This is a genomic window from Pleomorphomonas oryzae DSM 16300 (assembly GCF_000422965.1).
Classification (GTDB): domain Bacteria; phylum Pseudomonadota; class Alphaproteobacteria; order Rhizobiales; family Pleomorphomonadaceae; genus Pleomorphomonas; species Pleomorphomonas oryzae.
In genome coordinates this window covers 231,723-250,824 of sequence record NZ_AUHB01000006.1, presented here as the reverse complement: position 1 = coordinate 250,824, position 19,102 = coordinate 231,723, and the positions used below count along the sequence as shown (strand labels likewise).

16 protein-coding genes are annotated in these 19,102 nt (G+C 64.3%); 5 read left to right on the top strand and 11 right to left on the bottom strand.

Annotated elements, in window-relative coordinates; all coding sequences use genetic code 11:
- The first annotated feature begins 181 nt into the window (after window positions 1-181).
- Window positions 182-961: an SDR family oxidoreductase gene (locus G522_RS0112330; RefSeq protein WP_026791316.1), complete on the top strand. Its 780-nt coding sequence runs from the start codon at window positions 182-184 to the stop codon at window positions 959-961.
- Between the two features lie 25 nt (window positions 962-986).
- Here the strand turns inward: G522_RS0112330 and G522_RS0112325 are convergent, their stop codons facing one another.
- Genes G522_RS0112325 through kdpF form a run of 7 tightly spaced genes read right to left on the bottom strand, consistent with a single transcriptional unit; the run spans window position 987 to window position 9,404 of the window.
- Window positions 987-1,439 (bottom strand): PTS sugar transporter subunit IIA, encoded by a 453-nt coding sequence (locus tag G522_RS0112325; protein WP_026791315.1) that lies wholly within the window; start codon window positions 1,437-1,439, stop codon window positions 987-989.
- 52 nt (window positions 1,440-1,491) lie between these two features.
- Complete coding sequence (locus G522_RS0112320; protein WP_026791314.1) at window positions 1,492-2,184, bottom strand: response regulator; 693 nt, start codon at window positions 2,182-2,184, stop codon at window positions 1,492-1,494.
- A complete protein-coding gene (locus tag G522_RS0112315; RefSeq protein WP_026791313.1) occupies window positions 2,181-4,886 on the bottom strand; it encodes a sensor histidine kinase in 2,706 nt (901 codons plus the stop codon). The genes G522_RS0112320 and G522_RS0112315 overlap by 4 nt, the downstream gene beginning before the upstream one ends.
- 52 nt (window positions 4,887-4,938) lie before the next feature.
- Entirely contained in the window at window positions 4,939-5,508 is a 570-nt protein-coding gene (kdpC, locus tag G522_RS0112310) for a potassium-transporting ATPase subunit KdpC (protein WP_026791312.1), read from the bottom strand.
- 12 nt (window positions 5,509-5,520) lie between these two features.
- Window positions 5,521-7,563, bottom strand: a complete 2,043-nt coding sequence (gene kdpB, locus G522_RS0112305) for a potassium-transporting ATPase subunit KdpB (RefSeq protein WP_026791311.1) — start codon at window positions 7,561-7,563, stop codon at window positions 5,521-5,523.
- Between the two features lie 25 nt (window positions 7,564-7,588).
- On the bottom strand, window positions 7,589-9,292 hold the full coding sequence (kdpA, locus tag G522_RS0112300) for a potassium-transporting ATPase subunit KdpA (protein ID WP_026791310.1): 1,704 nt from the start codon (window positions 9,290-9,292) through the stop codon (window positions 7,589-7,591).
- Window positions 9,293-9,314: 22 nt separating this feature from the next.
- Window positions 9,315-9,404, bottom strand: a complete 90-nt coding sequence (gene kdpF / locus G522_RS29575) for a K(+)-transporting ATPase subunit F (RefSeq protein ID WP_084633147.1) — start codon at window positions 9,402-9,404, stop codon at window positions 9,315-9,317.
- A 378-nt stretch (window positions 9,405-9,782) separates the two neighbouring features.
- Between kdpF and G522_RS0112285 the strand changes: the two genes are divergently transcribed.
- Entirely contained in the window at window positions 9,783-10,727 is a 945-nt protein-coding gene (locus tag G522_RS0112285; protein ID WP_026791309.1) for a lactate/malate family dehydrogenase, read from the top strand.
- A 17-nt stretch (window positions 10,728-10,744) separates the two neighbouring features.
- Here the strand turns inward: G522_RS0112285 and G522_RS0112280 are convergent, their stop codons facing one another.
- The 4 genes from G522_RS0112280 to G522_RS26580 form a co-directional block, all read right to left on the bottom strand.
- Complete coding sequence (locus tag G522_RS0112280) at window positions 10,745-11,575, bottom strand: SDR family NAD(P)-dependent oxidoreductase (protein WP_026791308.1); 831 nt, start codon at window positions 11,573-11,575, stop codon at window positions 10,745-10,747.
- A 95-nt stretch (window positions 11,576-11,670) separates the two neighbouring features.
- On the bottom strand, window positions 11,671-12,537 hold the full coding sequence (locus G522_RS0112275; RefSeq protein WP_026791307.1) for a DMT family transporter: 867 nt from the start codon (window positions 12,535-12,537) through the stop codon (window positions 11,671-11,673).
- Window positions 12,534-13,262, bottom strand: coding sequence for a copper homeostasis protein CutC (locus G522_RS0112270; RefSeq protein ID WP_026791306.1), 729 nt, complete (start codon window positions 13,260-13,262; stop codon window positions 12,534-12,536). The genes G522_RS0112275 and G522_RS0112270 overlap by 4 nt, the downstream gene beginning before the upstream one ends.
- Window positions 13,259-14,152 carry an ROK family protein gene (locus tag G522_RS26580; RefSeq protein ID WP_036839046.1) on the bottom strand — a complete coding sequence of 298 codons (894 nt, stop codon included), beginning with the start codon at window positions 14,150-14,152 and terminating at the stop codon, window positions 13,259-13,261. Before G522_RS26580 ends, G522_RS0112270 begins: the two co-directional genes overlap by 4 nt.
- Before the next feature lie 322 nt (window positions 14,153-14,474).
- Here G522_RS26580 and G522_RS0112255 point away from each other — a divergent pair, with 322 nt between their 5' ends.
- The 3 genes from G522_RS0112255 to G522_RS0112245 are packed head-to-tail and all read left to right on the top strand — an operon-like array spanning window position 14,475 to window position 18,863.
- Window positions 14,475-14,675 (top strand): YgaP family membrane protein, encoded by a 201-nt coding sequence (locus G522_RS0112255; RefSeq protein ID WP_026791304.1) that lies wholly within the window; start codon window positions 14,475-14,477, stop codon window positions 14,673-14,675.
- Window positions 14,676-14,688: 13 nt separating this feature from the next.
- On the top strand, window positions 14,689-15,642 hold the full coding sequence (locus tag G522_RS0112250; RefSeq protein ID WP_026791303.1) for an efflux RND transporter periplasmic adaptor subunit: 954 nt from the start codon (window positions 14,689-14,691) through the stop codon (window positions 15,640-15,642).
- The gene (locus tag G522_RS0112245) at window positions 15,639-18,863 is read left to right on the top strand and encodes an efflux RND transporter permease subunit (protein WP_026791302.1); all 3,225 of its coding nucleotides are present in this window, start codon (window positions 15,639-15,641) and stop codon (window positions 18,861-18,863) included. Before G522_RS0112250 ends, G522_RS0112245 begins: the two co-directional genes overlap by 4 nt.
- Window positions 18,864-19,102: the final 239 nt, after the last annotated feature.

Below are 19,102 nucleotides of genomic sequence, written 5' to 3'. Positions count from 1 at the left end.
CTGGGATTTGCGAAGGCCCAAGGCGATACAACCCAAGGCTATGCGACCGACGCACATCATACTCTATTGAGTCCCTTACCGGAAGGCGGCTTGCGAAGTGAATGATGGAAACGTCATCAATTCGGTTTCAAAGAAAGATGCAACTTTAGGTATAATTGACGTATAATCGGGAGACAAACGAATGCCGACTGCAAAAGTTGCTCTGGTTACAGGTGCGGGATCCGGCATTGGGCGGGCCACAGCCATCGAATTGGCTGGCAATGGCTTTGCCGTGGGGTTGCTCGGGCGCACGCCATCGGAACTTGAGGAGGTCGCACAACGCCTCCGCGAATCCGGCGCTGAGGTGGAGAGGCTCGACGCTGATATTTCCCAAGAAGACCAGATGGAGGCGGCGGTCTCGAAACTCATCGATCGCTTTGGCCGGCTCGACGCGGTAGTGGCCAACGCCAGCATCAACGGCACCTGGGCGCCGATCGAGGACATCAAGTCCGACGAGTGGGACAAGACAATTGCCGTCAACTTGCGCGGTACCTATCTGACCCTGCGCTTCGCGGTGCCTCACCTCAAGAAGGGCGACGGTGGCTCCATCGTCGTTGTTTCCTCGATCAACGGGACACGGACCTTCACCTCTCCCGGCGCCACCGCCTATTCGGCCACCAAGGCAGCTCAGCTCGCCATGGTGTACCAACTGGCACTGGAACTCGGACGGCACCGCATTCGGGTCAACGCCGTCTGTCCGGGGGCGATCGAGACCAACATTGACGACAGCACAACGGTACGTGCCGAGGAGGAGACGCTCATTCCGGTGGTCTGGCCGGAGGGGCAGGTTCCCCTGACGGGCGGGCGGTCGGGCAAGGCGGAAGACGTCGCTCACCTCATCGCCTTCCTGGTGGGCGATGCGTCGTCGCATATTACCGGCACGCCGATCTGGATCGACGGCGGCCAGGGTCTGTTGCGCTGATCGATTGGCCTGACGTGTTGAACCTTCAGCTGGGCGCGCTGGCGAGCAACACGTGAAGGGCGGCAGGCGAGGGCGCCTGCCTGACCGCTCGCGACCACGTTTCCGATCGCGCACTGCGGGCAATGCAGGCGAGAAGGTTGAGGTGCGCCGAGCCCTTGTGGGCCGGCGAAAGCACGAGAAAGACGATGTCGACGGGCTTCTCGTCGATCGCCTCGAAGTCGATGGGCCGCTTTAGTCGGACCAGCAGCGTGAGAGGGGCCAGGAGGTCGGGGACGTTGGCGTGGGGAATGGCGATGCCGTTGCCGACACCGGTCGAGCCGAGGCCCTCGCGGTTGACCAGCGGCCCGAGAATGGCGTTCGCATCGATGCCGGTCCGCTCGGAGGCAAGACCGGCAAGGTCACGGAGGAGGTCTGCCTTCGAGGCAACCGTGTGGTTGATGAGCACGTTCTGCGGCTCGATCATGTCGGCGAGTTGCATGGCCTTCTCGTTTCAAGAGGGTGTCTGTCGGCAGTGCGGAAAGGCTTGGGGCTCACTCCGAAGCGCGAAGCCGGTATCCAACTCCCGTCTCGGTGAGGATGTATTGGGGTTGGTCGGGGCTGGTCTCGATCTTCTGCCGGAGCTGCCGGACGTAGACGCGCAGATACTGCACGTCCGCCGATCCGCCCCAGACCTGCCGAAGAATATGCTGATGCGTCAGCACCTTGCCGGCATGCTGCACCATGAGGCGAAGAATGTCGTATTCCTTGGGGGAAAGGCTGACCTCCCGCCCCGCCACTTTGACGATGCGCTTCACAAGATCGACGGAGAGGTCTCCGACCTGGAAGATCGGCCGCTCGCCCTGCTGTTGCAGACGATGACGCAGGGCGACGCGCACGCGCGCCGCCAGCTCGGCGACGCCGAAGGGCTTGGCGACGTAGTCGTCGGCCCCGAGTTCCAGCGCCTTGACGATGCCGGTTTCATCGGTACGGCTCGACAGGATGAGGATCGGCAGCTCGAGCCCCGAGGCCCGCCAGCCGGCGAGGAGATCGTGGCCCTGGACGTCGGGCAGGCCGAGGTCGAGGATGATGACATCCGGCTTTTCGCGCGCGATCTCGGCGTTGGCCTCGCCGGCGTCGGCCGCTTCGACGACCACGTAGCCTTCCGTTGTCAGCCCAACCCGCAGAAGCCGGCGGATCGGCGCTTCATCGTCCACGACCAGTATTTTGACCGCCGGGGCTGTCATGATGGCTCTTCCAGACTGTCGGTCTGCGGGGGGATGGGAAGGCGGATGGTGAAACTTGCTCCCGAGCGGTCGGCGCGGTTCGCCGCGGTGATGGTGCCGTCCATCGCCTCGATAAAGCCGCGACAGATGGCAAGGCCGAGGCCGGTGCCGGCCGGGACATGGTCGGTTTTGCGCACCCGATAGAAGCTGTCAAAGACGCGTTCGAGATCCTCCGGAGGAATGCCGGGCCCCTCGTCGAGAAGGCGTAATACCACGTGGTCACCGTCTCGCCAGCCCTGGATGGCGATGGTGGAGGCCGGCGGCGCGTATTTGGCGGCATTGTCGAGCAGATTGAAGATGACCTGTTCGAAGAGCACGGCGTCGACCCTGAGCATCGGCAGATCGCTGGGCAATGCCACGTCGAGCGTGTGGCGGGCCAGCAGCCGGCCGGCGCGCCGAAGGGCGCTGCCGACGATGTCTCCGGGGAAATGCAGCGAGGCGTTTGGTTGCGTGGCGCCCGATTCCAATCGCGTCATGTCGAGCAGGTTGCCGATGAAGCGGTGCAGGCGCTCGGATTCCTCGACGATGGTCGAGACGAGTTCGGTCCGGTCGGCATCCGGCAGCGAGGAGGCGTAATCGTTGAGGGTACCGGCCGCGCCGAGAATGCCGGCCAGCGGCGTCTTGAGGTCGTGCGAGATCGACGACAGCAGCGCCGTTCTCAATCGGTCGGCCTCGGCGGCCAGCTTGGCGGACTCGACGTCGGCAACCAGCTGGATCCGCTCGATGGAGACGGCGGCCTGATCGGCGAGGGCGTCGAACAGGCGCTGCTCTTCGGGCGTCAGCAACGGCCCCGGCTTGTCGTTATCGAGGCCGATGACACCGATCGGCGTGCGGCCCGTCTTAAGAGGCATGTAGAGGCGCTTGGCGCCGGGCAGCGTATAGGCCCCGCGCCCGGCGGCCTGCTTGTGCTCCCAGGCCCAGCGGGCGGCGGCGATGTCGGCGTCGACCAGCACGTCATCCGGCGGATAACCGACCTTGACGGCGAGCGTGTCACTCTCGGGCATCAGAATCACCACCCGCACCCGCAGCATGGCGGCGATCTGGTAGGCCGTCGCCCAGAGCACGTCGTCGAGGGTGCCCGTGCCGGCCAGCTTGCGCGAGAACTGATAGAGGTCGTCGGTCATCCGCGCCCGTTGCCGGGCGGCGGCCGCTTGCCGGTGCAACCGGGCTGCGAGGTTACTGGCGGTCACGGCCACGATCAGAAACACCACCAGGGCGACCACGCTTTCCGGGTCGCGGATGGTCAGTGTGTAACGCGGCTCCAGGAAGAAGAAATTGAAGGCGAGCGCACTGGCGAGGCAGGCGTAAAGCGCCGGCCACAGACCGGACGTGACCGCCGACGCCAGGACACCCATCAGGAAAACCAAGGCAAGGTTGCGGACGTCGAGGAAACGATCGAGCGCGCCGCTGATGGCCAGTGCGCCTGCCACATAGAGGGTAGAAACGAGATAGGGCTTGATGTTGAAGGTCGTCGCCGGCGTCGCCGTGCGAACGCCTTTGGTCGGTGCGGTGGCCGGTTGAGCCCCTGAGATGACGTGAATGCTGATGTCGCCGGACCGGCGGATCAGGTCATGCGACACCGATCCTTCGAACCACTCCCGCCAGCGCGGTTTATGGGGCTTGCCGACGACGATGTGGGTGAAGTTATTGGCTTTGGCGTAGCGGAGAATATCACGGGCCACGTCCTGACCGGGGATGGTGACGGCCTCGCCACCAAGCTGTTCGGCAAGGCGGAGGTGGTCGGCCAGTCGGTCCTTGTTGGTTTCCGCCAGGGCCACCGAACGGGCGTTCTCCACGTGGATCGCTGCCCATGGCGCCCTGAGACGATCGGCCTGTCGGCGCGCGTAGCGCACCAGGGCGGCCGAACGGGGGTGCTCGTCGATGCAGACCAGTACCCGCTCGCCGGCTTCCCAGGGACCGGCGATGGCATGGGCCTGCATGTGGCTGACCAGCTGGTCGTCGACGCGCTGGGCGGTGCGCCGCAAGGCCAGCTCGCGCAAGGCGGTGAGGTTGCCCGGCGAGAAATAGTTGGCCGTCGCGCGCGTTGCCGTCTTGGGCAGGTAGATCTTACCCTCGTGCAGCCGCCGGATCAGGTCGTCCGGCGTCAGGTCGATGATCTCGATATCGTCGGCCCGGTCGATGATCGAATCCGGCACCGTCTCGCGAACTCGGATGCGGGTGATACGGGCGACGACGTCGTTGAGGCTCTCGACGTGCTGGATGTTCAGCGTCGTGTAGACGTCGATGCCCCGGCTGAGCAGTTCCTCGACATCGAGATAGCGCTTGGGATGGCGACTGCCCTCGACGTTGCTGTGGGCAAGCTCGTCGACGAGGACAAGCTCAGGCCGGCGGGATATGACGGCGTCGAGGTCCATCTCGTCGAGCTCATGGCCCTTGTAGCCGAGCTTGAGGCGAGGGACGATCTCGAAGCCGTCGAGCAGCGCCTGGGTTTCCTGCCGTCCGTGCGTTTCGACCACGCCGATGACGACGTCGGTGCCATCGGCCCGGCGGGCTCGACCGGCCATCAGCATTTCATAGGTCTTGCCGACACCGGGCGCCGCGCCGAGGAAGATTTTCAGGCGACCGCGTTCCTCCCGCTCGGCACTCTCGAGCAGAGCGTCCGGGGAAGGCCTGTCATCGGCATTCCGATCGTCCAAGGGCATGTTGTCCTCGTGGTGCGGGTCGGGGCCGTGGACCGGCCCCGACGGGATTCGATCACTTCTTCTGCAGGTCGTCGAGAGCGAGGTTGAGTTTCAACACGTTGACGGTCGGCTCGCCCATGAAACCCAACTCGCGGCCACTGATCGCAGCATCCACCAGCGTCTTGACCGCCGCCGGATCGAGAGCCCTGGCCTTTGCGACGCGTGGAACCTGGAAGTAGGCCGCCTCAGGCGAGATGTGCGGATCGAGGCCACTACCGGAGGTGGTGACCAGGTCCATCGGCACCGCTGCGCCGGGATTCTCGCTTCTCAGCTTTTCGGCGTCGGCGCGGATGCGGTCGATCAGCTTGGGATTGGCGGGACCGAGGTTGGAGCCGCCCGAACTTGATGCGTCGTAGCCGTTTCCGGCGGCCGAGGGACGGCCGTGGAAATAGGTCTCGCCGGCAAAGCTCTGCCCGATCAACTCCGAGCCGACCACGACGCCGTTCTTTTCGATCAGGCTGCCGGCGGCCTGATGAGGGAAGATGGCCTGAGCGATGCCGGTCATGGCCAGCGGGTAGGCGAGGCCGGTGAGGGCCGCCAGGACGATGAGGGTGACCGCTGCGGGCCTCAGTTGTTTCAACATGGGAATGGTCCTTCAAACGAGGCCGAGGGCGGTGACGGCGAGATCGATCGCCTTGATGCCGATGAACGGCACGATGATGCCGCCGAGGCCGTAAATGAGGAGGTTGCGCGTGAGTAGTGCGCCGGCGCCGACCGGCCGGTAGCGAACGCCCCTCAGTGCCAGCGGGATCAACGCCACGATGATCAGGGCGTTGAAGATGATCGCCGAGAGGATGGCGCTTTGCGGCGTGGCAAGGCCCATCACGTTGAGCGCGCCGAGCTGCGGATAGAAGGCCAGGAACATGGCGGGGATGATGGCGAAATACTTGGCGACGTCGTTGGCGATCGAGAAGGTGGTGAGCGCACCACGTGTCATCAGCAGCTGCTTGCCGATTTCGACGATCTCGATGAGCTTGGTCGGGTCGCTGTCGAGGTCCACCATGTTGCCGGCCTCGCGGGCGGCAACGGTGCCGGTGTTCATGGCAACGCCGACATCCGATTGGGCGAGGGCAGGCGCGTCGTTGGTGCCGTCGCCGCACATGGCCACCAGCTTGCCCTTGGCTTGTTCGGCACGGATGAGGTTCAACTTGTCCTCGGGCGTGGCCTGGGCGAGGAAGTCGTCGACACCGGCTTCGGCGGCGATGGCGGCGGCGGTCATCGGGTTATCGCCGGTGATCATTACGGTGCGGATGCCCATGCGGCGCAGTTCGGCAAAGCGCTCGCGGATGCCGCCCTTGACGATGTCCTTGAGCTCGACGACGCCAAGCACCTGACCGTTCCGCATCACGGCCAGCGGCGTGCCGCCGGTCTTGGCGATGCCGTCGGCGGTCGACCGCGTTTCGCGCAATGCCGCCGCGGCGGTCGGTTCGGCCTGGGCGAGGATGGCATCGACGGCGCCCTTGCGGATGCTGAGGCCGTCGTAGTCGACGCCGCTCATCCGGGTCTGGGCGGTGAAGGGCACGAACGTGGCGTGCAGGCTCTCCATTTCCCGCCCCCTGAGGCCATACTTCTCCTTGGCGAGCACGACGATCGACCGTCCCTCGGGCGTCTCGTCGGCCAGCGAGGCGAGCTGCGCCGCGTCGGCGAGGGCCTCGACGGTGACGCCACCCACCGGGTGAAGCGCCGTGGCCTGACGGTTGCCGAGCGTGATGGTGCCGGTCTTGTCGAGCAGTAGCGTGTCGACGTCGCCGGCCGCCTCGACCGCGCGGCCGGACATGGCCAGCACATTGAAGCGGACGAGACGGTCCATGCCGGCGATGCCGATGGCCGACAGCAGCGCGCCGATGGTGGTCGGGATCAGCGTCACGAACAGGGCAACCAGCACGACCACCGGGATGGAACCACCGGCGTAGCTGGCAAAGCTCGGGATGGTCACCGTTGCCAGCACGAAGATCAGCGTCATGCCGGCCAGAAGGATATTGAGGGCGATTTCGTTGGGCGTCTTCTGACGCTCGGCGCCTTCCACCAGCGCGATCATGCGATCGATGAAGGTGGAGCCGGCGGCCGCCGTGATGCGCACGCGAATCCAGTCGGACAGCACCTCGGTGCCGCCGGTTACCGCCGAGCGATCGCCGCCGGATTCACGGATGACCGGGGCAGACTCGCCGGTGATCGCCGCCTCGTTGACCGAGGCGACACCCTCGACCACCTCGCCGTCGGAGGGGATGATATCCCCCGCCTCGACCAGCACCACGTCGCCGACCTTGAGGCTGTGGCCGGGAACCATCCGGTAGGCCTTGTCGCTGCCGGTGATGAGCTTGGCCTGCGTTTCGGTGCGGGTGCGACGCAAGGCATCGGCCTGCGCCTTGCCGCGCCCCTCGGCCACCGCCTCGGCGAAGTTGGCAAACAGCAGGGTGAACCACAGCCAGACGACGATCTGAAAGGAAAAGCCGAGGTGCCCGCTGCCGGTGACGACATCCTTGACGAGAAGCACGGTGGTCAGCGCCGAGACGACGGCGACGACGAACATCACCGGGTTTCTGATCAGGCTGCGCGGGTCGAGCTTGCGGAAGGCCCCGCCGATGGCCGGCAGCAGGATGCCGGCGTCGAGGAGGCTCGCGGATCTGGACTTGCTCATGAAAAACTCCTTGTCCGTCCGAGGCTCAGAAGGTCTGGCCGGCGGCAATTGCCAGGTGTTCGACCACCGGTCCGAGCGCCAACGCCGGGAAGAAGGTGAGGCCGCCGACGATGACGATGACGCCGACCAGAAGGCCAACGAACAGCGTGCCGTCGGTGGGGAAGGTGCCGGCAGATTCGGGCACGGTCTTCTTGGCGGCGATGGAGCCGGCAATGGCCAGCACCGGAATGATCACCAGGAAGCGGCCCATCAGCATGCCAATACCGAGGGTGATGTTGTACCAGGACGTGTTGCCGGAAAGGCCGCCGAAGGCCGAGCCGTTGTTGGCCGCCGCCGAGGTATAGGCGTAGAGGATCTCCGAGAAGCCGTGGGGCCCGGCGTTGGCGATCGAGGCGACGCCGGTCGGCAGCACCATTGCGACGGCGGCGAAGCCGAGCATGGCGAGCGGCAGGCAGAGGACGGCCAGCATGGCCATCTTCACTTCCTTGGCCTCGATCTTCTTGCCGAGATATTCCGGCGTGCGACCGACCATCAGGCCGGCAACAAAGATGGCGATGACGATGAACATCAGGATGCCGTAGAAGCCGGCACCGACGCCGCCGACGATGATCTCGCCGAGCATCATGTTGATCAGCGGGATCATGCCGCCGAGTGCCATGAAGCTGTCGTGCATGGCGTTGACCGCGCCACAGGAGGCAGAGGTGGTAATGACCGCGAACAGGGCCGACAACGCCGTGCCGAAGCGCGCTTCCTTGCCTTCCATGTTGCCGCCGTCGATGCCGAGGGCATGGACCAGCGGATTGCCGGCCGCTTCGGCCCAGTAGCAGACGGCGACGCCGACCAGGAACAAGGTGCCCATGGCGGCGAAGATCGCCCAGCCCTGCTTCTCGTTGCCGACCATGCGGCCGAAAACGTTGGTCAGCGCCGCGCCGATGGCGAAGATCGCCACCATCTGGATGAGGTTGGAGAAGGCGTCGGGGTTTTCGAAGGGATGGGCGGCGTTGGCGTTGAAGAAACCGCCACCGTTGGTGCCCAGCATCTTGATGGCGATCTGGGAGGCGACCGGGCCGACCGCGATGGTCTGCTTGGCGCCTTCCAGCGTCGTTGCGTCAATGGAGCCGCTCAGTGTCTGCGGCATGCCGAGCCAGACGAGGACGAGCGTCATGATGATCGAGATCGGCAGCAGCAGGTAGAGCGTGCCGCGTGTCATATCGACCCAGAAATTACCCACGGTGCGAGCCGATTTTCGGGCAAAGCCCCGGATCAGCGCCATGGCCAGCGCGATACCTGTGGCCGCCGACAGGAAGTTCTGGACCGTCAGCCCCAGCATCTGGGTCAGATACGACATGGTGCTTTCGCCGCCGTAGTTCTGCCAGTTGGTGTTGGTCACGAAGCTGGCGGCGGTGTTGAAGGATAGCTCCGGTGGTACGTTGGCCATGCCGGTGGGGTTGAGCGGCAGAAAGCCCTGCAGGCGCAGCACCAGATAGAGCACCAGGAAGCCGAGGAGATTGAACAGCAGCATGGATATCGCATAGGCGGTCCAGTGCTGTTCCTCCCGCTCGCTGGTGCCGGCGAGGCGGTAGAGACCTCGCTCGACCGGGCCGAGAACCAGCGAGAGCGGTGTCCGCTCGCCGTTGAACACCGCCGTCATATAGCCGCCGAGCGGCCTGATGAGGGCAATGATGATCCCGCAGAAGACGAGGATCTGTATCCATCCATTGATGGTCATGGGAATTTTCCTGGCCGGTGCTTCAGAAGCGTTCGGGGCGGACGAGGGCGTAAATCAGATAGGCCGAGAGGAACGCCGCTGTGGCCCCGCCCAAAATGTATTCGAACAGCATAGTTGGAACTCCAAAGCTCAAAGTCGTTCGCAGGCCCTGACGTAGCCGAGCATCAGAACAAAAAAGACGATGCCTGAAAGGGACAGGACGATATCCATTTGTGCGACTCCCAAGTCGATCCGGGGCGGCGGTTTGCCTTCACCTTTTCGAAGGCCTCACCGCGCGCGAATTCACCTTCCGCATTGCCGCGACGGGAGGCGGAAGGTTTACGAATTCTGCACTTAGGGTAGGACCGAACCGCATAGGGGTTCGAGACGGAACGGGGCGCAAAGATATAAAAAAGTCATAGTGATCGCCGGCAACGACTCCGCCCGGCGATTGCCCTTCACATGCGAAGTGATCTAGCTTCGGTCAAAGATCATGCGTCAGGGGGCGGGGATGAAGATCACGGTCATCGGCATGGGAGCGGTGGGCACTGAGGTGGTCGGCCATCTTCTCAATAGCGGCGTCGCCTCGGAAATCGTGGTGGTCGATCAGGCGGCCACCAAGGCGCAGGCGGAGATCTGGGACTTCTCGCACACCACGTCCTTTATCAATGCGCAGAACCCTCGTCTCGTCGCCGGCGATTACGCGGATTCTGCTGGCAGCGACATCGTGGTGATCACCGCGGGGGCGCAGATCAAGCCGGGGCAGACGCGCGACGCGCTGGCCCAGATCAACAGTGCCATCATGAAGTCGATCATCGCCGAGGTGGAGCGGACGTCGCCAAGCGCCATCGTGCTGATGGTCACCAACCCCGTCGATATCTTGGTTCAGGTGGTGCTGCGCCACTCCTTCTTTCCGAAGGAGCGGGTGATCAGCCTCGGCACCATCATCGATACCGCCCGGTTCATGCGCATCGTCAGCGAGCACGTGGCGATCGACCCCAAGAACATCTTCGGCTGGGTACTCGGCGACCATAGCGATACCGGCTTCATTCCCTGGAGCCTGTGCAACGTCTGTGGTCTCGATGTCGACAGCTATTGCGAGCTGAACGGCCTGCCGCCCATCGATCGCGCCGAGGTTCGGCGGCGCGTGCTGCAGGTCGGCCTGGATATCTTTGCCGGCAAGGGCAACACCAACCACGGTATCGCCGCCTCGGTGTTCCGCATCATCCGGGCGATTGCCGGCAATGAACGCTCGGTGCTGCCGGTCGGTACGCTGCTGCAAGGCGAGTATGGCGTTTCCGACGTGGTGATGAGCGTGCCCTGCGTCATTGGCCGTGCCGGCCGCGAGGCGGTGGTCGCCTGTCGATTCACGGAGGAAGAGCAGGCGGCCTTCGAAGCCTCCCACGCCCACGTGCTGGCATTGCTCGCACAGGCGGAAGCGCAGACGGCCGGATAGTCGTCCGCGCTATTCCGTCAAATATCCAGGCGGGTGAGTCTGAGCGCCCGACCGTCGCTGGCAACGAGATCATCCATCGCCTGTTCCAGTGCGTCGCGATCCTCGACACCCCGCAACATGCGGCCGGCCAGCTTATCGAAGCGCCCGGCGGCAATGTCGGCGATCAGGACGGCGGCCCGACTGGGCGGGATGTTGACGCCTTCATCGAACAACCGCTCGATGTCAGGCAGGTGCTTCTTGCCAGCATCCGAATTGAGCTGCAGTTCGGTCATGGCGGTGCGTACCAGGCCCGGATCGACGGCGAAGGCATAGACGCCAGCATCCTTCACCGTATCGTTGAAGCACTCGGTGAAGCGCATGATCGCCGCCTTGCTCGAGGCATAGCCGGAGCCGTTGGGAAAACTGGTGCCGGTGCCGCCGCCCACCAGATTGACGACGCGGCCGCGCCCACGGGCGCGCATGGCCGGCGCCACGGCGCGGCAGGTGTGGAAGGTGCCGCGCAGATTGATCTCGATGTCGCTCCACCAGACGTCGGGATCACAGTCCCAGATCGGACCGAAGGCGCGGAAGGAGCCATGGTTGTTGACGAGAGTGTCGATCGGTCCGAGTTCGCTGCCGATACGGGCGATGGCCGCTTCGACGGCGGCTCGATCGACGAGATCCACCGGGATGGCGATGGCCGTGCCACCTTCGGCGGCAATCAGCGCGGCGGTCTCCTCGATTTCGCGGGCGGTGCGGGCAAGCGCTGCGACCTTGGCACCGCCACGCGCTTGGTGAAGGGCGATTTCCCGCCCGATGCCCCGGCCGGCGCCGGTGACCACCGCGACCGTTCCCTCAAGATTTGCCATCACGTCCTCCCTGGAGCGGTTTGGGGGATACGTCCGTCCCCTCCTCACGGCAGGCTATGTCGTGGCGCCACTCGCAGCAAGCGAAGCGCAGTGACTCAGGCGGCGGCCCGGTCGGCTCTCAGGACCATGAATCCGGCGGCGATGATGATCGCCGCGCCGATCCAGGTGAACAGCTCCACTGAGGCGCCGAATACCAGCCAGCCGTTCAGCGCGCCCCAGAAGATCAGGCAATATTGGAATGGGGCGAGGAAGGACGCTACGCCGATGCGATAGGCACGGACGATCAGCAGGTTGCCCGCGAACAGGCAGAGGCCGGCGACCAGGATGAGGGCGAGCTCGCCCATGGAAATCACCGGAAAGCCGGCCGTCAGCAGCGTCATCAGCCCACTGCCCACCGCCAGGATGACCATCGGGCTGATGACCAGTGCCAGATCGGACTCGCGAGGCGGCGCAATGCGGATCATCACCAGCGTTATCGCGAAGATCAGCGCCGATCCGGCAGCGGCGAAATGACCGAGCTCAAGAGTCATGGCGCCGGGACGGAAGGCGACGAGCACCCCGGCGAAACCGAGCACGATGCCGATCGCCACGAGGGGCGACGGACGTTCGCCCAGGAAAGCGATGGCGATCACCGACACGAAGATCGGCGTCAGGAACGTCAAAACATAGACGTCGGCGAGCGGAATGGCGGAGAAGGCATAGTAGATGACGGCTGTTTCACTGGCCAGCAGCGCGCCACGGCCGAGCGTGAAGGCCGGTGTCGCCGGCAAAAGCGTTCGCCCCTGACCCTTTAACACGGCATAGAGCGCAATGATCAGCGCTGCCGCCCCGGTGACCATCGCCGTGACAGCGGGAACGGGCAGGAACTGCGTTTCATATTTGACGATGGTATCGGCGATCGAGAAGATGCCGAAAGCGCAAACCGCAAGGACAGCCCCCCGGACGTTATCGCTGAGGATCACGAGGGCTCTCCAGAGGTTGCGGCCGCCTTCAGCGCCCGGATGCGATCGGGATCGGCAAGGCGCCGCTCGGCCGGTCCAAAGCCGAAATGGCGGATTTCGCTCTCATTGGTGATGGCGCGGGAGCAGGACGAGTGCAGCCAGTCCGCGCGCGTGGATCGCCGGATGGTTGCTGCGTTTTCGGGGCGAACGCCGCTGCCGGCCATGATGCCGATCCGGCCTGAGGCACGCTCCACCATGGCATTAATAACAGTGGCGCCTGCCTCGGCGTTGAGTTCGCCTCCGGACGTCAGGATGCAATCGAAGCCGAGTTCGATGGCGAGATCGACGGCAGCGACGGGGTCGGGCAGCAGATCGACGGCGCGGTGCAGCGTCTTGCCGAGCCCTTCGGCTGCCGCGACGAGGCGGGCCAGGACGGCTTGATCGAGGTGATGATCAGCGTCTGTCGCGCCGAGCACGACACCGGCAAGACCGACCGCCTTGATAGCCGCGATGTCGGCAAGCATGACGTTCACTTCGACCTCGGTGAAGCAGAAGTCGCCGGCACGCGGCCGGATCATGGCGCGGGACGGTAAGGGGCATTTGGAGGCGGCGGCGATCAAACCGGGGGAGGGGGTCAGACCACCAAGATCGAGCGCCGAGCAGAGCTCGATGCGGTCGGCGCCGCCGGCAAAGCAGGCCTCGAGGCTGAGAACGTCGTCAATGCAGACTTCGATGTGAACGGTCATGTCGGTGTCGCCTCCAAAACGTGGAGAGCGGCACCGATCAGGCCCTTCTCCGGGCCGGTCTCGGTAGGAAGGCAAAGCGGCGTCAGCCGTTTGCCCAGGGTACGGGCGCGCACTTCGGCGTCGATGGCGGCGATGAGCGCAGCGTTGCGCGCCAGACCGCCGCCGATCGGCACGATGTCGGGGTCAAGGATATTGACGGTGTTGGCGAGCGCACCGCCGACCACGTCGAGGTAGACGTCGAGGGTGCGAACGGCATCCGGTTCGCCCTGCTGCCAGGCGGTGAGAATGGCGGGGCTGTCGGCTTCGATACCCGAGAGTTGATGGTGCAGGCGTTCGAGGCCACGCGCGCCGCCAATCGTATCGACGCACCCAGGCTGGCCGCAGCCGCAGCGGACGATCGGCAGGGCGGCACCGGTGCGGTTGGCCGCTGCTGGGCCGTGGCCCCATTCGCCGGCACTGCCGGTCGAGCCTATGACGAGCCGACCATTGAGGACGAAGGCGCCGCCGATGCCGGTGCCGATGATGACCGCGAAGACCGACGCATGCCCTTTGCCCAGGCCAACCGTGGCTTCGGCCAAGGCAAAGGCCTTGGCGTCATTGAGCACGCGCACCCGTCGATCGAGGCGCGCCTCAAGATCGGCGGCGAGGGGCTTTCCATCGGCGCAGGGAATGTTCGCAACGGTGAGCCGGCCATCGCGCGGGTCGACCACGCCGGCGATGGAGATGCCGATCGGCTCGTCGCCCGACCCGGCGAGATCGGCGATGGCGGTACAGAAGGCGTCGTAATCACGGATAGGCGTCGGTGTGCGCCCAATTTCGTTGGCCGTCATATCGGCATCGACCCGAGCCGCTGCGATTTTCGTACCGCCGATGTCGAAGGCTATGACCATGCGTTCCTCACTGAGATTCGCTGTGGAGGCTATCACCAAAGCGGTGTGAAAGGCGACCATGTGCGCTTAGCGCTTGGCGGATCGAGGGGCGTGCCGAATGCCGGTCTTTCGATTTATCCTGATGAAATGACTACACAAATTGACGTTTCTCGTCTGAGGTCTGATTGACAGAACCTCGAGAGTGTCTCAGCCTCGTGGATATTTTTGATTGCCCTTGCTGCGCCTTGGCTGGTGCGCGGCCCATACCATCGAAAGACTTGCATTGTTCATGCCTCCCTGTATATAAGAATATTATAATATACTCTTTAAACGGAGATGTCCGATGACCCTCGATCGTGCCGTTCTCGCCTTCGCCGGTAGCGTGCTGCTGATCTCGCTGCTGCTCACCACTTTTGTCTCGCCGTATTTCGTGTGGTTGACCGCTTTTGTCGGCTTCAACCTCATTCAGTCGGCCTTCACTGGTTTCTGTCCGGCGGCGATCGTTCTGCGCAAGCTTGGCGTCAAGCCTGGTAGCGCCTTCTAATCTGGGGGTCGTCATGCGCCTTTTCCTTGCCGGATTTGCTTTGTTCTGCGTTGCCTCATCGGCTGCGGCAGGCACGCTGGTTGTCCAGCCGGTTGCCGTTCCGGAGTGGAAGGCGGTCTACGGCCGCGTCGAGGCGCGCGACAGTCTCGCCGCACGGGCTCGCGTCGGCGGGACGCTGGTGTCGCTCGACGTGTCCGAAGGCGACGCGGTGAAAGCCGGACAGCGCATTGCCGTGGTGCGCGATGACAAGATTGAATTTCAGGTGTCATCGCTCGACGCGCAACTGAAGGCGCTCGATGCGCAGTTGCAAAATGCGCAGGCCGAGCTGGTGCGTGGCCAGACCCTGGTCGACAAGGGCGTCACCACCAGCCAGCGGCTGGATCAGCTGCGCACGCAGGTCGACGTGTTCCGCAACCAGATCGCCGCCACCGAGGCGCAGCGGCAGGTGGTTGTTCAGCAGGGCGCCGAAGGGGATGTGCTCGCCCCCGCCGACGGCAAGGTTCTCACCGTTCCGGTCACCAAGGGCTCGGTGGTGATGGCAGGCGAGACTGTCGTCACCCTGGGCGGCGGCGGTTTCTTTTTGCGTCTTTCCATTCCCGAACGTCACGCCGCACTCCTGAAACAGGGCGCCTCGCTTGCCGTCGAAACGGCGACCGGCACCCTGGAAGGGCAACTCGCCAAGATCTATCCACAAATCGAGGGTGGTCGCGTCACCGCCGATGTCGAGGTGCCGGGTTTGCCAACCGAGTTCGTTGACGCGCGTCTCTTGGTGCGCGTGCCCGTCGGTATGCGGCAGGCCATTCTGGTGCCGGCAAAAGCCGTCGCCGGTCGGTCCGGTATCGACACGGTGCGCGTTGCCTCGGGTGGCCAGGAGACCGATCGCACTGTGGTGCTTGGTGAACGCCAAGGCGACAATGTGGAAATTCTGACCGGTCTTGCCGCCGGCGACGCGGTGGTATTGCCATGAAACTCGGTATCGCCGGTTCTCTCACTCGCGCCTTCATCGGTTCGGCGCTGACGCCGTTGTTCTTGCTGGCCGCCTTCGCCGTTGGCCTCGTTGCTCTCGTGACGTTGCCACGCGAAGAGGAGCCGCAGATCTCGGTGCCGATGGTCGACATTCACGTGTCGGCACCCGGCCTCAAAGCCGAGGACGCCGAAAAGCTGATCACCGAGCCGCTCGAAACCATCGTGAAGGCCATCAACGGCGTCGAGCACGTCTATTCGCAGACGCATGACGAACAGGTGATGGTCACCGCCCGGTTCTTGGTGGGGACCTCGGCCGACGCGGCGGTGTTGCGCATCCATGACCGTATCAGCGCCAACCTCGACCGGATTCCTGTTGGCATTGCCGAGCCGCGTATCGTCGGCCGTGGGATCGATGATGTCGCGATCGTGACGCTGACGCTATCGCCGAAGCCGGAAGCGGCCGCCTCGGTGACCGCTGCCGACCTCACGCGCGTCGCCAGGGAACTGCGCAGCGAGATCTCCAAGGTCGACGACGTCGGCCTGACCTATCTGGTCGGAGAAACCGGCGATGCCATTCGCATTGCGCCGGATCCGGCTCGCCTCGCTCTCTATGGTGTCACGCTGCAGCAGTTGTCGGGCAAGGTCACTGCCGCCAACAGGTCGTTTCCAGCCGGCACGGTTCGGAGCGGTGGCGAGGAAATCCAGGTGGTTGCCGGCGAGACGCTGCAGACGCCGGCCGAAATCGCCAACCTCCTGCTCACGACGCGCGACAGCCGTCCCGTCTATGTGCGCGACGTTGCCGACGTCTCTTTCGTCCAGGACACCGCCGATCTCTATGTATCAACCGTCCGCAAGGCAGCCGACGGTTCGGTCGAGCGATTGCCGGCGGTAACACTGGCCATTGCCAAGCGGGCGGGCGCCAACGCGGTGACAGTTGCGCACGACGTCCTAACGCGCGTCGAAAGCCTCAGGGGTAGCCTTATCCCGAATAGCCTCGCCGTCGAGGTGACGCGCGACTATGGGGAGACGGCCAACGAGAAGGCCAACGAGCTGCTGTTCCATTTGGGACTCGCGACGCTGTCGATCATCGCCCTGGTCTGGGTGGCGATCGGCTTCCGCGAGGCGGTCGTCGTGGCAGTCGTCATTCCCGTCACCATTCTACTCACGTTGTTCGCGGCCAAGGTGATGGGCTACACGCTCAACCGAGTGTCGTTGTTCGCGTTGATCTTCTCGATCGGCATCCTGGTCGACGACGCCATCGTCGTTATCGAAAACATCTCCCGCCATTGGGGCATAGGCGCGGATCGGGACCGGCGCGATGGAGCCATTGCCGCTGTCGCCGAGGTGGGCAACCCAACCATCGTCGCGACATTGACCGTGGTGGCAGCGCTTTTGCCGATGCTGTTCGTGTCCGGCATGATGGGCCCCTATATGAGTCCCATTCCGGCCAATGCCTCGGCCGCAATGATCTTCTCCTTCTTCGTCGCGGTAATCGTGACACCCTGGCTGATGCTGAAGGTTGCCGGCAAGGGGCCGGCTGTTCATCACGGTGACGGTGCGGGTGGCCCTCTCGGACGAGCCTATGCCGCCGTAGCGCGGCCGATTCTGGCGAGCAAGGGCAGGAGCCTTGCCTTCCTGCTGGCTGTCGGCGTGCTGACGCTCGGTTCGTTGTCGCTGTTCTACACCAAGCACGTCACGGTGAAGCTCTTGCCTTTCGACAACAAGGCCGAGCTTGCCGTCACCATCGACCTGCCGGAAGGTTCGTCCGTCGAGGCGACCGACGCGGTGGCGCAGGCGGTGGCGAAAGCAGCACTTGATCTGCCCGAGGTCATGTCAGCCCAGACACACGCCGGGTCGGCCGCGCCGTTCAATTTCAACGGCTTAGTTCGCCATTCCTACCTGCGTGCCGAACCGCAGCTCGGCGACGTGCAGGTGAACCTGACGCCCAAGAGCGAGCGCAACAGGGCGTCGCACGCGATCGCTGTGAATCTGCGTCAGCGAGTCATGGCGCTGACGGTGCCGGCTGGTACGTCGCTCAAGGTGGTCGAGCCACCGCCCGGGCCGCCGGTCATGGCAACATTGCTCGCCGAAATCTACGGCCCCGACGCCGACACGCGCCGTCGTACAGCTGAGAAAGTGGAAGCGGCCTTTCGCGAGGTGCCGTTCATCGTCGATGTCGACAATTCCTTTGGCGTGCCGGCGCGGCGGCTCCGGACGACGATCTCGACCGACGATCTCGACTTCTTTCACGTCGAGGAAAGCGATGTGTTCGATACGCTGGCCATTCTGGGCGGCGCGTCGACGGTTGGCTATTCGCACCGCGGCGGCGGCCGAGCAGCCATTCCCATCGTCGTTGAGCGGCCGAAAGGCGAAAAGGTGCTCGATGAAGCGGCGCTGACCACACCTATCCCCGCCAATGTGTTGCCGGGCGATCGTGGCGTCGTCGAGCTTGGCGATGTTGTGCGGGTGAGCGAGGAAAAAGCCTCCTTTCCGATCTTCCGTCACAATGGCCGCTTCGCTGAGATGGTGACGGCCGAGCTGGCTGGCACTTTCGAGGCGCCCCTCTATGGCATGCTGGCAGTGCAGAACGCCCTCGACCGGCAGGACTGGACCGGGCTGCAAAAGCCCGTGGTCGCGCTGCATGGCCAGCCGGCCGACGAGAGCCGGTCGACGCTGCTGTGGGACGGCGAGTGGGAAGTGACCTGGGTGACCTTCCGCGACATGGGCGCCGCCTTCGCCATTGCTATCCTCGGCATTTACATCCTGGTCGTGGCGCAGTTCGGCTCGTTCAAGCTGCCGCTGGTGATCCTGACGCCGATCCCGCTCACCTTCATCGGTATCCTCGGCGGACACTGGCTGTTCCACGCGCCGTTTACGGCAACGTCGATGATCGGCTTCATCGCGCTGGCCGGCATCATCGTGCGCAACTCGATTCTGCTGGTCGATTTCATCCGGCATGCACCCCGTGAGGTCACGGTGACCGATGAGGAGGGCGTGGCACATGTTGCGCGCCGGCCGCTTGCGGACATTTTGATCGAGGCCGGTTCGATCCGCTTCAAGCCGATCCTGCTGACGGCACTGGCTGCCATGATCGGTGCGGCGGTGATCCTCACCGACCCGATCTTCCAGGGGCTGGCCATCTCCCTGCTGTTCGGCCTTGCGTCGTCGACTTTGCTCACCGTGCTGGTCATTCCGGCGATCTATCGGTTGCTTCGAAGCTGAGAGACCGATTGGAATTCTACTCCGGCGGCCGTCTGACCCGACTTGTCTGCGCTTCCGGTGCTCACGGACCAAATGTCCGCTGCGCTCCGGTTCTCGAAAGCCGGGCCAGCCGACTCACCGGAGCGAATTTCAAAGCGGTCTCTGACAGCCGTTGTTGCCGACGGTGTTTTTCGCTATTGGCGGGCGGCGATCCTTGCGTTGATGCGCGGGGACGGCCGTCCTATTGCTGAAAGCACCGC

Coding starts and splice junctions, on each gene's coding strand:
- G522_RS0112330 (WP_026791316.1), top strand. CDS start 182: ATGCCGACTGCAAAAGTTGCTCTGGTTACAGGTGCGGGATCCGGCATT.
- G522_RS0112325 (WP_026791315.1), bottom strand. CDS start 1,439: ATGCAACTCGCCGACATGATCGAGCCGCAGAACGTGCTCATCAACCAC.
- G522_RS0112320 (WP_026791314.1), bottom strand. CDS start 2,184: ATGACAGCCCCGGCGGTCAAAATACTGGTCGTGGACGATGAAGCGCCG.
- G522_RS0112315 (WP_026791313.1), bottom strand. CDS start 4,886: ATGCCCTTGGACGATCGGAATGCCGATGACAGGCCTTCCCCGGACGCT.
- kdpC (WP_026791312.1), bottom strand. CDS start 5,508: ATGTTGAAACAACTGAGGCCCGCAGCGGTCACCCTCATCGTCCTGGCG.
- kdpB (WP_026791311.1), bottom strand. CDS start 7,563: ATGAGCAAGTCCAGATCCGCGAGCCTCCTCGACGCCGGCATCCTGCTG.
- kdpA (WP_026791310.1), bottom strand. CDS start 9,292: ATGACCATCAATGGATGGATACAGATCCTCGTCTTCTGCGGGATCATC.
- kdpF (WP_084633147.1), bottom strand. CDS start 9,404: ATGCTGTTCGAATACATTTTGGGCGGGGCCACAGCGGCGTTCCTCTCG.
- G522_RS0112285 (WP_026791309.1), top strand. CDS start 9,783: ATGAAGATCACGGTCATCGGCATGGGAGCGGTGGGCACTGAGGTGGTC.
- G522_RS0112280 (WP_026791308.1), bottom strand. CDS start 11,575: ATGGCAAATCTTGAGGGAACGGTCGCGGTGGTCACCGGCGCCGGCCGG.
- G522_RS0112270 (WP_026791306.1), bottom strand. CDS start 13,262: ATGACCGTTCACATCGAAGTCTGCATTGACGACGTTCTCAGCCTCGAG.
- G522_RS26580 (WP_036839046.1), bottom strand. CDS start 14,152: ATGGTCATAGCCTTCGACATCGGCGGTACGAAAATCGCAGCGGCTCGG.
- G522_RS0112255 (WP_026791304.1), top strand. CDS start 14,475: ATGACCCTCGATCGTGCCGTTCTCGCCTTCGCCGGTAGCGTGCTGCTG.
- G522_RS0112250 (WP_026791303.1), top strand. CDS start 14,689: ATGCGCCTTTTCCTTGCCGGATTTGCTTTGTTCTGCGTTGCCTCATCG.
- G522_RS0112245 (WP_026791302.1), top strand. CDS start 15,639: ATGAAACTCGGTATCGCCGGTTCTCTCACTCGCGCCTTCATCGGTTCG.